The 12,826-nt window shown below is 34.2% G+C and carries 15 protein-coding genes; 9 read left to right on the forward strand and 6 right to left on the reverse strand.

Annotated features, from left to right (window positions below; translation table 11 throughout):
* Positions 1–133: 133 nt before the first annotated feature.
* The 3 genes from F0527_RS15985 to F0527_RS15995 form a co-directional block, all read right to left on the reverse strand.
* Positions 134–820: an ABC transporter ATP-binding protein gene (locus F0527_RS15985; protein ID WP_150285584.1), complete on the reverse strand. Its 687-nt coding sequence runs from the start codon at positions 818–820 to the stop codon at positions 134–136.
* Position 821: 1 nt separating this feature from the next.
* The gene (locus F0527_RS15990) at positions 822–1,856 is read right to left on the reverse strand and encodes an ABC transporter permease (RefSeq protein ID WP_150285585.1); all 1,035 of its coding nucleotides are present in this window, start codon (positions 1,854–1,856) and stop codon (positions 822–824) included.
* 219 nt (positions 1,857–2,075) lie between these two features.
* A complete protein-coding gene (locus F0527_RS15995) occupies positions 2,076–2,645 on the reverse strand; it encodes a GNAT family N-acetyltransferase (protein WP_150285586.1) in 570 nt (189 codons plus the stop codon).
* Between the two features lie 222 nt (positions 2,646–2,867).
* Here F0527_RS15995 and F0527_RS16000 point away from each other — a divergent pair, with 222 nt between their 5' ends.
* From F0527_RS16000 to tatC, 7 genes are all read left to right on the forward strand, one after another.
* Positions 2,868–3,386: an RNA polymerase sigma factor gene (locus tag F0527_RS16000; protein WP_150285587.1), complete on the forward strand. Its 519-nt coding sequence runs from the start codon at positions 2,868–2,870 to the stop codon at positions 3,384–3,386.
* Positions 3,359–4,270: a sigma factor regulator N-terminal domain-containing protein gene (locus F0527_RS16005; protein WP_150285588.1), complete on the forward strand. Its 912-nt coding sequence runs from the start codon at positions 3,359–3,361 to the stop codon at positions 4,268–4,270. The genes F0527_RS16000 and F0527_RS16005 overlap by 28 nt, the downstream gene beginning before the upstream one ends.
* Positions 4,271–4,748: 478 nt before the next feature.
* Positions 4,749–5,393, forward strand: a complete 645-nt coding sequence (locus F0527_RS16015) for a helix-turn-helix domain-containing protein (protein ID WP_150285589.1) — start codon at positions 4,749–4,751, stop codon at positions 5,391–5,393.
* A 20-nt stretch (positions 5,394–5,413) separates the two neighbouring features.
* Positions 5,414–6,352, forward strand: a complete 939-nt coding sequence (locus F0527_RS16020; protein ID WP_150285590.1) for an LCP family protein — start codon at positions 5,414–5,416, stop codon at positions 6,350–6,352.
* Positions 6,353–6,383: 31 nt separating this feature from the next.
* On the forward strand, positions 6,384–6,962 hold the full coding sequence (locus F0527_RS16025) for a phosphatase PAP2 family protein (protein ID WP_150285591.1): 579 nt from the start codon (positions 6,384–6,386) through the stop codon (positions 6,960–6,962).
* A 51-nt stretch (positions 6,963–7,013) separates the two neighbouring features.
* On the forward strand, positions 7,014–7,208 hold the full coding sequence (gene tatA, locus F0527_RS16030; RefSeq protein WP_066790201.1) for a twin-arginine translocase TatA/TatE family subunit: 195 nt from the start codon (positions 7,014–7,016) through the stop codon (positions 7,206–7,208).
* 16 nt (positions 7,209–7,224) lie between these two features.
* A complete protein-coding gene (gene tatC, locus F0527_RS16035; protein WP_150285592.1) occupies positions 7,225–7,992 on the forward strand; it encodes a twin-arginine translocase subunit TatC in 768 nt (255 codons plus the stop codon).
* Between the two features lie 77 nt (positions 7,993–8,069).
* Here the strand turns inward: tatC and F0527_RS16040 are convergent, their stop codons facing one another.
* From F0527_RS16040 to F0527_RS16050, 3 genes are read right to left on the reverse strand one after another with little or no spacing between them, the layout of a single operon-like run.
* On the reverse strand, positions 8,070–8,753 hold the full coding sequence (locus F0527_RS16040) for a YfjL-like protein (RefSeq protein WP_150285593.1): 684 nt from the start codon (positions 8,751–8,753) through the stop codon (positions 8,070–8,072).
* Positions 8,754–8,755: 2 nt separating this feature from the next.
* On the reverse strand, positions 8,756–9,304 hold the full coding sequence (locus F0527_RS16045; RefSeq protein ID WP_150285594.1) for a zf-HC2 domain-containing protein: 549 nt from the start codon (positions 9,302–9,304) through the stop codon (positions 8,756–8,758).
* A complete protein-coding gene (locus tag F0527_RS16050; protein ID WP_150285595.1) occupies positions 9,301–9,795 on the reverse strand; it encodes an RNA polymerase sigma factor in 495 nt (164 codons plus the stop codon). Before F0527_RS16050 ends, F0527_RS16045 begins: the two co-directional genes overlap by 4 nt.
* A 585-nt stretch (positions 9,796–10,380) precedes the next feature.
* Between F0527_RS16050 and F0527_RS16055 the strand changes: the two genes are divergently transcribed.
* Positions 10,381–11,601 (forward strand): ATP-grasp domain-containing protein, encoded by a 1,221-nt coding sequence (locus F0527_RS16055; RefSeq protein WP_370454702.1) that lies wholly within the window; start codon positions 10,381–10,383, stop codon positions 11,599–11,601.
* Positions 11,601–12,614 carry a YheC/YheD family endospore coat-associated protein gene (locus F0527_RS16060; protein WP_150285597.1) on the forward strand — a complete coding sequence of 338 codons (1,014 nt, stop codon included), beginning with the start codon at positions 11,601–11,603 and terminating at the stop codon, positions 12,612–12,614. Before F0527_RS16055 ends, F0527_RS16060 begins: the two co-directional genes overlap by 1 nt.
* The last annotated feature ends 212 nt before the right edge of the window (positions 12,615–12,826 follow it).

Raw genomic sequence — 12,826 nt, forward strand, 5'->3', positions numbered from 1 at the left:
TAAATCTACATAAAAAAATTTACTGTCATTCCATACTAATAAATGTTTATATAACAAATAAACAGCCCCTAAAAGATTAGTATGGGCTGCTTATTTACATTTAATTCTATACATTGTACCGTCTTTTTAAAAACTAAAATTCCTTTTCTAAAACCAATCCATCGCTCATCTTGATAATGTGGTCTACATAAGACAGCATTTCTTCATCATGGGTAACCATCAAAGTCGTGATATTCAAAGTTTTTGTTAAATCCCGAATTAACCCCATTACATCTTTAGACCTTTTTGAATCTAAACTTGCGGTTGGTTCATCTGCGAAGAGAATTTTCGGTTTGTGAATGATGGCACGGGCAATGGCAACACGTTGTTTCTCCCCGCCAGATAATGAAAAAGGATATGCATCTTTTCTATGTTCCATTTCAACTAGTTTTAGAATTCTATTAATTTCTATTTTTTGTTCCTGTTGCTTTAATTTTGACTCAGATACATCTAACATTAGTAACAGCTGCTCTTCAACTGTTAGGAAAGGAACAAGGTGTGCAAATTGAAATACAAATCCAAATTGGCTTGCACGTATTTGACGAATTTGTTCATCATTCATTGTCGCAATATTATTTCCATTGAATACTACTTGCCCGTTTGTTGCAGGCTGTAATCCAGCCGCAATTGTTAGAAGTGTACTTTTCCCTGAACCGGAGGCACCCACTAATGCTGTGATCTCTCCTTCTCTTAACGAAAGGTTAATTCCTTTCAATATTTCTTCTTTTATTTCTCCATTCTTAAACGTTTTTCTTACTTCATCAAGAGTAAATATTGCCATATTAAACCTCTCCTTGTTGAATTGCTTGCAATGGTTCTACTTTTTTTATTTGTATCCCTGAAAGCGTGGCTCCGGTAAAACCAATTATCAGGAAGACTATGGATAATATGACGGTTGTTTCAAAAGTTAAACTAAAAGGCATTCCTTTAGGCGCTATTACATTAAAAACCTGACTGAATGCAATAGATAAAACTAGTGCAATTACGGTGATAAAAACCATTTGCGTCCACATCATTTTGAATAGTTTGCTTGTTTTTATACCAATCGCTTTTAAAATGCCGTACAAACCAATTTTTTGAACATTCATCATATAGAAAAAGATGGCGAATAACAATCCACTAATGATTACTAGAAACCAAATAATCATATTTAAAGACATCTGTTCTGCATTAAAACTTGGAATGGTATTGAGGAAGTCCTTATTTGAAAAGGATTGTAATCCAGCAATTTTTTGCGGAGAGTCATCTCCAGGTACAAATACCACTTGCATTTCTTTCGCTCGATAAATTTCTGTATAATCGTCTGTATTTATATAAGCAACAGGGGCATGGCTAAATTTCTTTTGGTCTACAAAACCTTTTACTATTAGCTTGCCTCTATACTGATTATTCGTTAAGGTATCTCCAATTTTTATACCTTTATCCTTCATAGAATTATCTAATACAACTTCGCCTCTCTTTACATTTGTAAACAATTTAGAATTCGTTGATGTTACAAATGCAACGCTTCGCTGTTTCTTGTCCTGATCATTCAAAAATCCCATTTGAATTGAAAATGCAACAGCGTCATGGTGTTTTTTTAACACTTCATCTTCAGTACTTGCATCTATCCTAGAGAGATTATAGGTTTGATCTGAATCCTCGTTCATATAAAACTGGCCTTTTGGTAAATCTTTAATTAATGCAGCATTATCTTGAGATAATCCGTTTGCCAAACCAGATATAATAAACGTTAATAAACTAACAAGAAAAACAATGGAGCCTAGAATTAAAAATCTTGCTTTATTTTTTTTAATTTCTTTCCATGCTAAATTCATCACTATTCCTCCAATTCGCTTTCTATAAGCCTAGTATAAAGATGGAATATGAACAGATGATGAATAAGCTGTTACATTTAAAGAATTCTGTCCCTATAAAGTTTCGAAGGAGAATTAGAATGTGATTGTGCATAATCGCTATTATTAAAGGCCAGTTTTCATTTTAATAATGAAAACTGACCTTGTTATTTCGCGCTTAAAGTTCGAATCAAAAATCTCTTAGTCTTCCTTTTTACGAGAAAGTATATACTCTTCTTTTAATATAGAATGATACGCGCTATCTACAAGCACACCCTTAATCATTTCGCTTTTTCGAAGAATGCCTTCGCATTTCATACCCAAACGCTCTAGTACTCTTCCGGAGGCAACATTCTTCACTTCATATGCTGCGAATACACGCTCTAAACCAAGTATATTGAAGGCTAAATCGAGGATTAATTCTCCTGCTTCTGTCGCATAACCATTGCCCCAATACTGCCGATTCATTGTATACCCCAGTTCTCCACTATGATTATGTTCATGCACTCTAAACTCAATCGCCCCAATCATTTTGCTGCTTTCTTTTATCACGATAGCATATTTGCCAATAGGTTCTTTTATGAAATAATTCGCTATAAAGTTCTTCGTTTGGTTTAAATCTTTATGCTCTGCATAAAGAAAACGAGTCGTTTCTTCATCTGATGTATATTCAAACATATCCTCCGCATCATCAAACGAAACTGGACGCAAAAGAATCCTTTCACCTTCCATTTGACTATGCTCAACTATTAACGTGTTGATATTTCCCAAGCTGACACCCCTACTTTTGACTATGTTGCAATCCTATTTGTTTGTTGAACTCATTAGAATATTATACCATATATTAACTATTTAGATATTTTAAAATTTTCATCTTTTTTCTTTACAGTAAGTAGATTTGTTGCAATATATGGTAAATTAATCTTTTAATTATATTTATTTTTTGTCTACTTTTTTAGCACTTCATCCGTTGTATCAATGAGGAGGAAAAATATGAATCAAAAAGATGCGTTCACCTCCTATCTGATTCAAATTGGAGAGGAAGTGTTTCTACTTTTACGCTCAAAAGGAGCATCAAAAGAAGATGCAGAAGACATTATTCAAAATACTTTTTATAAAATCTATTCCATGTTAAGTAACCTGGATGAAAAAACAATTCGACCGTGGTTTTATCGAGTGTCCCTCAATGACTTTATTGATTTAAAACGAAAAAAATTTCAGCATCATGTTCCACTATCTGATGAGATCCAATCTAAATTAGCAAGTGGAAATACTGATTTTGATCAGCTTTTTAATCAAGATGAAATTATGTATTTATTAAAAAATGTTAAAAAAGAGTATAGAGAGATTTTTATTTTAAAATATTATTATGAATTAACCTATGGGGAAATATCACAATTACTCCATTTACGTGAGGACAATATTAAGCAAAAACTATATCGGGCACGAAAAACAATCCATACAGAAATTGGAGGGATTAATGCATGGATTCATCGATTCAAAAGGCATTAAAAAAAGCAAAAAGAAAACAATTGGCTAAAATTGCTCTTATTTCTTTTATCGTTTGTATTACCCTACTATTTATAATTAGCAGAATAGGCATGTATTTAACTGCCCGAAATACAGCACAATTACATGAGAGTCTATTATTAGAGAACGCTATTTCTCAACCTAATGTTAATATTGACTCCCAGGTAACAAGCAATTCTACGATGTTCGGCGGCAATATTATCACATATCGCTCAAAAGATATAGATGGTTATCTAGTACCTTGGAGTACATTAACGAGTACTTATTCATTGTTTGGTACATCTGGTGATAGCAACGAACGAACACCTGGCTTCCACAAGAACGGGGATACTTATTTTGAGTACGATAAACAAACAAAGCAAAGGTTCGCCACATTTTATCATCCTGCGATTAAACAATATTACGGTGGTGTTCAAAATCAACTCCCAGCTGTGATTCAACTGAAAAATCAGCTAGCTGAAGTGGCAATCTCATTCAAACAGCCGTTAACAATGAAGCAAGTACGCGATTACATACCCGAAAATTTAAATATTGCTTGGCTATATATGTTGTCCGAAAAAGTAGATGAAGCTGCAGGACCATCGGGTGTACAAGTTTATGGTTACTCCGATTCTAAACTCTTAAAAGAATCATTCGAGGAATTTAAGAACAACCTTAAAAAATATGATACACGTCAATCAATGGAGGTAATCCAAGATTATATTGCCAACAATCAAAACAAGCCGTTTAACGAAGTGACTGTGTTGGGGGTAATGGTAACAGGTCGTACTGAAAATTTTAAAGAATTACTAGGGAAAGACTTTATTAGAGGTGCATCGGTAGGAGTGACAGTACCGATTGTGCCGTATATTCAACCAACCAAATAGGCAAGATTACTTCGTTACAGAAAAAAGTAGTGCCAACCTGCAAATGCAAATGGTTGGCATTATTTTTATAGCTGTGCTTCTATTTTTAGCTTTTATTCTCACCAATCTGGATCTGTTATATTTTTGAATTAAACAAAATGGGAGTTGGATAATAAAGTTCTTGGTAATAACCGAATTCCATAAGCAATTCCAAAATGACGTATTGATTATATTTATCCAGCAAGTAAACTACATATACATTCCCTTATAATTAGAAGATAGCTTACATTATGCAGTACATTTTATAACTCTTTATACTATCCTAACGTAATATAGATCAAAATTATAAATGTATTTATCATCTTTTCTACCCCTCAACTTCAAGTAATCCACTTCCCTTTTTTATTGACGTAGTGTTGACAATTTGTCAATTTAACTATATTCTTTTTGAGAATGATAGTTTCATATTCGCAATTGTTTTTATGAAAGGAGACTACATATGGCCAAACCAAATAATAGTTCTGAACTCGGTTTGTTACTGAGACAATTATTAAAAGAACGTTCATTATCCATGCGCAATTTTAGTGAGCTCACTGGAATTGATACAGCCACTATTTCTCGAATCATCAATAATAAACGAAAAGCAACTCCTCAACATTTAGAAAAATTTGCAGAATGTCTAGGAATTCCTTTAATTAAACTATTCGAAGCAGCAGGCTATCCTCTAGAACAAAATACTGGAGAATTAGATTCGGATCTTCATGTGTCTATTGGTGCAATACAATCTATATTTAAGGATTCTAATATTAATGACGAGAATTTTTCAATTGAACGAGTGAAGCAAAAGTTAAAAAGCTATGAAGCATATGCAGAAACAGAAGAAGGAAAAAATACAATTACTAATGGTTTTAAACAAAAAATACAGGAAGTTGGTAGTGTAGGACCCTTCATTAATAAATTAAAGGACTTCCATACAAGGTTTATATCAAGGAAAGGCTCTATTTTTGAATTAGCCCTAATCGGTAGTTCGTTACTGTATTTTATTATCCCAGTTGATGTGATTCCAGATTATTTACTGCCAATAGGCTATTTAGATGATGCAATTGCTGTACAACTTATTACGAATGCATTATTAAAACCATAATGATTTAGGCAGGTGAATTTATGAAACATAGTAAACGGAAAGTATTTAGAAACCTCTTCTTAACATTCATTTTGATCATTATAGCTGGTGTAACCTATTGGTGTTATCAATATAATAGTGGCCTGGCATCAGCAGACAAAGGGCCTTCTAAAGAGGTGAAAACAACATTTAAACCTTTTGAAGGTGCTGATACGCATATTGGAAAGATGAATGTATTGTTAATAGGAAGTGATTCAAGAGGAGAAGAACATTCGAGATCAGATACCTTAATGATTGCGCATTATGATCAAAAAACAAATAACGTAAAGCTTGTTTCTATCATGAGAGATACATATGTTGATATCCCAAAACATGGTATGCAAAAAATAAATAGTGCTTATGCATTTGGCGGACCTGAGCTTTTAAGAGAAACCATAAAACAAAATTTCGATATTGATGCAAATTACTATGCTGTTGTCGATTTTAAAGGATTTTCTAAAATAATTGATCTACTAGCACCTGATGGTATTACTGTGGATATTCCTTCTACTATGGAATATGGCATTGGTATGACTTTGCATCCCGGTAAACAAACTTTACATGGCGATCAGGTACTAGGTTATGTACGTTACCGACATGATCGGTTAAGTGATTTTGGTCGTGTAGAACGACAGCAAGAAGTCTTAACAAAAGTGAAAGAACAAGCCATCAGTATGAAAACTTTAGTGAATTTACCGAAGATACTTGGAACGGCTGATAGCTATATTGAGACAAATGTTGATAATAAAACAATCCTTACAATTGCTAAGGGTTTACTAGCTGGAAAATCAAAAGGCATGGAAACATTGCGTATCCCTATAGCAGATTCTTATGAGAACAAAAATGAAATTGTAGGTGCTGTCTTAGATGTTGATCTTGAAAAGAACAAAAAAGCCCTAAAAACATTTTTAACTACTAGTGAACATGAGAAAACCCAATAAATAAAACTACTTCATTTAGGAGAGGTCCCCATTGAATTTAGATTATCAAATTTTTAAACTCATTAACCAATTTGCTGGAAAAAGTATCTTTATTGATCATCTAGTTCTCTACTTTTCAAAATATGGCCCTCTGCTATTTGGATTATTTTTTATCTGGCTATGGTTTTCAAAATCTAAAAATAAAGAACAGAATCAGAAGATCGTTTTGTCTGCATTAACTATTGTCATTCTTACACTTGGGATAGACATGATTATTGAAATCGTCCATTTTCGACCACGACCATTTGTTGACCATTCAGTAACATTGTTATTTAACAAATCAAATATGGACCCTTCATTCCCCAGTAACCATGCTGCTGGATCATTCGCCTTGGCGTTTGCAGTTTTTTGGAATAGACGAAAAGCCGGATTGATACTGCTTGGATTAGCATGTGTTATGGCACTTTCAAGGATTTATATCGGGGTGCACTACCCCTTTGATGTTTTAGCTGGTGGTTTTATCGGATTTTTTGTTTCTTTACTTGTTGTGACACAAGCGAGAATCCTTAATCCTTTATACAACTTTATTATAGACATTTTCAATAAGCTCTCTTTTAAAAATTATAGATAAGCATCGCATATTTTGTTGTTCATTTTATTAAATATGTAGGAGGTGTGATTAATGGGAATTAGCCCTGTAACGGCAATTATACTTGCTGTTGTTGCCATAATCATTTTCGGACCAAAGAAATTGCCTGAACTAGGAAAAGCTATGGGTACTACCCTTCGCGAATTCAAAAAAGCTACAAACGGATTAATGGAAGATGATGAGCCGTCTAAAAAGCCTTCAGAATCTACAAAGTCCGAAGATAAATAAGCTAGGATGTTTATAAATGAACCAGACTGAACTATCGATTATCGAACATATAGACGAATTAAGGAAACGATTGATGATTATTGCTGTATTCTTTGTGGTGGCAGTGATAGCTAGTTTTTTTCTTGCACAGCCTCTCATCCACTTTTTGCAATTTAGCAATGAAGCAAAGACATTACAGCTCCATTCTTTTAAAGTAACAGATCCAGTCAATATTTATTTCCAAGTAATTTTTGTACTGGCAATTGTTATGACGTCACCTATTATTTTATATCAGCTATGGGCCTTTATCACGCCAGGTTTATATCCGACAGAACGAAAGGCAACATTGCGGTATATCCCTTATATTGTATTTTTGTTTTTGCTTGGCGTTATGTTTTCATATAAGATTTTATTTCCTTATATGATTCATTTCATGGCAGAAATGTCTATGGATATGGATATCCAACAAACGATTGGCATTAATGAATACTTTCAATTTCTGCTCCAGCTGACACTCCCCTTTGGAGTTGTCTTTGAATTGCCAATGGTTGTCCTATTTTTAACAAGACTTGGGATAATCACGCCGCATATGCTCAGTAAATTTCGGAAGTACGCCTACTTCATTTTAATGGTTATTGCGGATATTATTACACCAACGGATGTTATGTCGCTATTTATAGTCTCTATACCTTTATGCATTTTGTATGAGATTAGCATTTTAATCTCGCGTTTTGGTTATCGAAAATATTTGAAGTCGGAGAGTGAAAGGTCAATCGTAGCAGAAGAAAATCCTTCTACCCTATAAGGTAGAAGGATTTTTTATTGGAAAGGTTGTAAATCCAAAAATGCCAGCTTCACATAACAACAGGTATTTTACTGATTTTATTTTATATCCTGTATTGACAGTTTCTGTTCTGGAGTAAAGCTAACATATTCATAATCTTCTTCCCCGTTCACTATACTGCGATACCCCGCCTCAACCATACTATAATCGATTGATTGGTCATTCAACAGTTTCTGCATCAGCTTGCACTGTTGTAGCATCTGTTCTTTTTTTAGCTTCCCTTTTTCGATCTCTAGCATAATGACGATAGGCTTTGGTGTTTTAACCTGAGGCGTCCATTCCTTGGCGTCTTTACTGTATACTTCTACATCAGTATCCACTGAATCGACTTGCGGCACTTTTTTCCGAAGGAGCGTTCGAATATACCTCTCTGCCTCCGTATTTAGTTTTTTAGATGCCTCCTTGTCTATGTTAGACTCATGAATCGTATCACTAAAGACTTCATAGGGTTCGATACCTGAGACATAGAATGAGTAGGTGGTTTCAACTGCTGACGGATCCTTTTTCACTACTTTAAACTGATAGGTACTGTCAGTCCATCCATATCCTACAGATCGCTTAATCTTGTAATTCATATCCGGATAATTTTGTTCTAAAAACGCTTCTAGACTCTCTTTTGCTTTATGTTTGTCCATTGTATTTCCGCTCATTTGAATGTAAGCAACCACGATGACGGCAATTAATGAAATGGCAATTACACTATATATTATTTTCTTTTTCATATTTATTTTTCCTCTCTTATTTTTAGAATACAAAAGGCAATAAGGATTCCAATAACAGTAACCAACAGGTGAATAATCAATGCAGTCAGTGCTATTTGAAGAGCTTCCGAAAAACTGTCAGCATAAAATTTACCGAACCAATCCGTCATATATAACAGGCAATTCCACAGGAAATTCGGTACGCCCGCAAGCAGGACGGTAACGAGTACAGATCGGTAGAACAGATACGTGACTGCTCCCAAAATGGCGTAGGTCAGGATAAACCCACTGTTGTCATTCATAATGGTCGTACTCATAGCTAATACAAAGGCAATTGCTACAAAGAAAATCTGTATTGTCGTCAATTTCACGGTTATATTACGAATCATGTTCCTTGAAGCACCGTGGAGTTTTACTTCAGCAGGCAGTGGAATTTGTGATTGTTCCGCTATATGCCGGCATTCTTGGCAGCTTTGCAAATGTTCCTCAACAAACCGTTGAGTATCCAGATGCAATAACTCTTCTTCATATAATGGCAGTAAGTCTTGCGTCACCGCACAGTTTGTCTTCATAAAGTCAGCTCCATTGCTTTTTGAATTCTTAATTTCAGTCGGTGAAAATTAACCCGTGCATAGTTTTCAGATTTACCGATTAATACACCAATCTCTGCAAAACTCAGCTCTCCGTATATACGAAGCAGTACAATCTCTCTCGCTAAATCTTCCAACTTTGAAATATGATATAAAAGTTTTTTTGTATCCTCTTTGATTTCGGCTAATTCTTCTAAAGTATGGATTTCCGTTTCTGGCATCAAGGAGAGTTTTTGCATTAAGCTACGCTGATACTTATTTTTTCGGTAATGCTTCTTCAATAAGTTCACTGCGATCGAAAACATCCAAGTCGATAAGGTGGAAACACCATTAAATGATGCGATGTTTTTACATGCCTCATAAAAGGTATCATGGCAAAGGTCTTGAGCAGTTGCCTGATTTCCTGTCTTTGCATAAAAAAATGCGTAGATTTTCGGTTGGATTTCTTCGTATTCTTCTTCAAGCTTATTCATAACGACCCTCTCTCTCTTGCTGTTCAAATCATTAATACCTCGACTAAATGTTTCGTTACAACTATTATAAAAATATTTTCATTTTCTTATTTTAAAAATTATAAATTAGTTGAGGGAGAAATTAATAGAATGAGAGTTGCATTTAAACAAGGAAGTTGCTTATTTGAACGCCTCCGGACTAAAAGACAACGATGGGCTATATGAAATCTGGGTCATTGTATTCTTCTCTCTGATGACTTTTACTGGTTTTGCTGCTTCAAGTGAATAATAATCACTTGAAACAATGAATAGATTAATTGCTATGAAAATAAATCCTTATAGTAAATTTACCTATACAACCCCTATCGGTTATACATACATATAGAATGTATTTGATTACAGGTGATTAGTCTCGTTTGTTCTTTCGAAGATTTAATGGTTGAAGGGAAAAAAGATTCTTTACATGATTATTGTTATTTCTACTCACTTCACATTTGAATTAGCAGCTATAAGGTATCACTAAATTGTAAATCGAAAATACTCGGACGCTAGTTACTTCTAATTAGGTCTAAGTTATTTCCTTTGGAGAGTGTTAAATTGGAAACAATGATTTTTATTGAAACTACAAAAAACGGTTCTAGTAGGGAGGCTGTAAAAACGGCTGCTCGATTAGGTTTTTACACCGTTTTGTTTACTGAAAAAGAAAAGCTTTTAGAACAAAGAAAAGAATTTCCGGATATTATGCAAATGGTTCATTTTAATAAAATGACAGAGGATCTCATCCGTCAGCAAATTATTGAGCTTCAAGAACAAGGCAAAATCATTAAAACAATTATTAGTTTTGTAGATCCCTTCGTGTCATTAGCCGCACAGCTTTCAAATGAATTATGTAAATCAAATATTTCTGTGGAAGCGTTAAAGATCATGGAAGATAAAACCGAAACGAGAAGAGCATTAAAAGAAAATGCAACAACTCCTATATTTGAAGTTTTTCAGCCAGTGGATAATATCAGTACTTTTATTAAAAAAGAACACAAATTCCCTTTAATTGTAAAATCACCTATGTCAAAAGCTTCAAAGGATGTCTATTTGGTTAAAAATAGATTTGAATTAAGGAAGATAATGAAGAAATTTTTAAGAATATATCCGGACCAACAAATATTACTTGAGGAATATTTAGATGGTCCACAATATTTAGTGGAAGTCCTTGTCCACAAAGGCAAAATAAATATTGTCGCTGTTTTTAAACAAGAAATTACAAAAGAGTTAAAGTTTATTGTAACGGGTTATGCAGTTCAGTTAAACGTAAACGATGACCTTTATAAAAAGCTGTCCAGCACAGTGGAATCGATTATGAACGATTTAAAAGTAGCCAATGCTGCCTGTCATCTTGAAATCAGAAATGTAAACGGAAATTGGAAGCTCATTGAGATTAATCCTAGAATATCTGGTGGAGCGATGAATCGGATGATAGAAGAAGCGTTCGGCATAAATTTGGTAGAAGAAACGATTAAACTTTATCTTGGGGATGAACCTAATGTAGATAGGAAGCACGAGAAACATCTCTATACACACTATATTACGATAAACTCTGTTGGACGACTTTTAAAGGTGACAGGTAAAAAAAGAGCTGCAAATGAACCTGGTGTAAGAGAAGTTTATATCAAGTCACGTAAAAAAGCCGTCATCAGACCGCCTATTTCAATGGGCCATCGTTATGGGTATGTAATGGCTACTGGTGAAACATTAGATGAGGCAAAGGAAAATGCGTTGAATGCTTTTAAAAAAATAAAATTCTATATTGAACCGTTATCGGAGGAGATATAATGGTGACCGTTGCAATGCTTCATTATAGAAAACATCCTCATGACATTAAAAAAGCTTATACCTGTGCTTCAGTTGCGAAGATGGAAGGCATTAATTTCTATTTCTTCTCTCCCAGTGCTGTTAGGTTTGAAGAAAAAGTCATTCACGGCTATCAATATGAAAATGGAACTTGGATTCTAAAAGAGATGCCCTTTCCTGATGTGATTTATAATGCTACTGGTATGAAAACTACATTTCAGAAAAAAGTATATCGACAGCTTAAAAAAACCATACCTTTTACCAGTCATCCAATAGGTAACAAAATGAAAGTATTTAGAAAAATAAAAACAATACCTGAATATGCGCATTACTTAATACCTTCTGAAATAATCAAGGATTCATCAGATGTTTTATCTGCATTAAAACGATTTAAAAAAATTGTTATAAAGCCTTTATCGAGTAACCAGGGCAAAGGTTTAATTTTTATTGAACGCAATGGAGATCAGATTGAGCTGTTAGAAGGTTCTCATCGGAAAACTGTTAATATAACTGAATTCCGCAAGAAAATTGAAATGGTTATAGAAGAGAAGGCATACCTCGTTCAACCTTATATTTCAAGCAGGACAAAGGACGGGTTCCCTTTTGACTTTCGAATCCATGTTCAAAAAAATGGCTCTGGTGATTGGGGGATTACGTTAATCTACCCAAGGATCGGTTCAGATGATGGAGTTATTAGTAATGTCAGTTCAGGAGGATATATTGGAAAGCTCGAATCTTTTCTAGAAAAAGAATATGGTGTAGAAAGCTTTGATATTCTTAGAATGTTAGAACAGTTTCCCCTGCGTTTTTTACAAAAGTTTGATGCCTTATATAATAACCAATTAGATGAATTGGGAATTGATATTGGAATTGATGAAAATAAAAAGCTGTGGATTTTTGAAGTGAACTGGAGACCAGGATATATATACCGAGAATTGGAGGCAGCAATGAATACAATTCCATATGCTGCTTATCTCGCTAATCAGAAAAAATAGCATTGAAGCACAATCACCCAACCCTTTCTTTGTGATCCAAAATACAATAGAAATATGGCACATCTAAAATTGTCTGCCGAGGAGGGGAGATTTGGTGGATAACAAAAATTGCGTTTGCAAGGCAATGAAAACACTACAGAAGGAACAAAGTATATTATCCGGTCAACTGATGGAGTTTCAATTTATATGTTTTTCTGCTACGACAGATACCA

Source organism: Rummeliibacillus sp. TYF-LIM-RU47, from assembly GCF_008638315.1.
In the GTDB taxonomy this organism is placed as follows: Bacteria; Bacillota; Bacilli; order Bacillales_A; family Planococcaceae; genus Rummeliibacillus; species Rummeliibacillus stabekisii.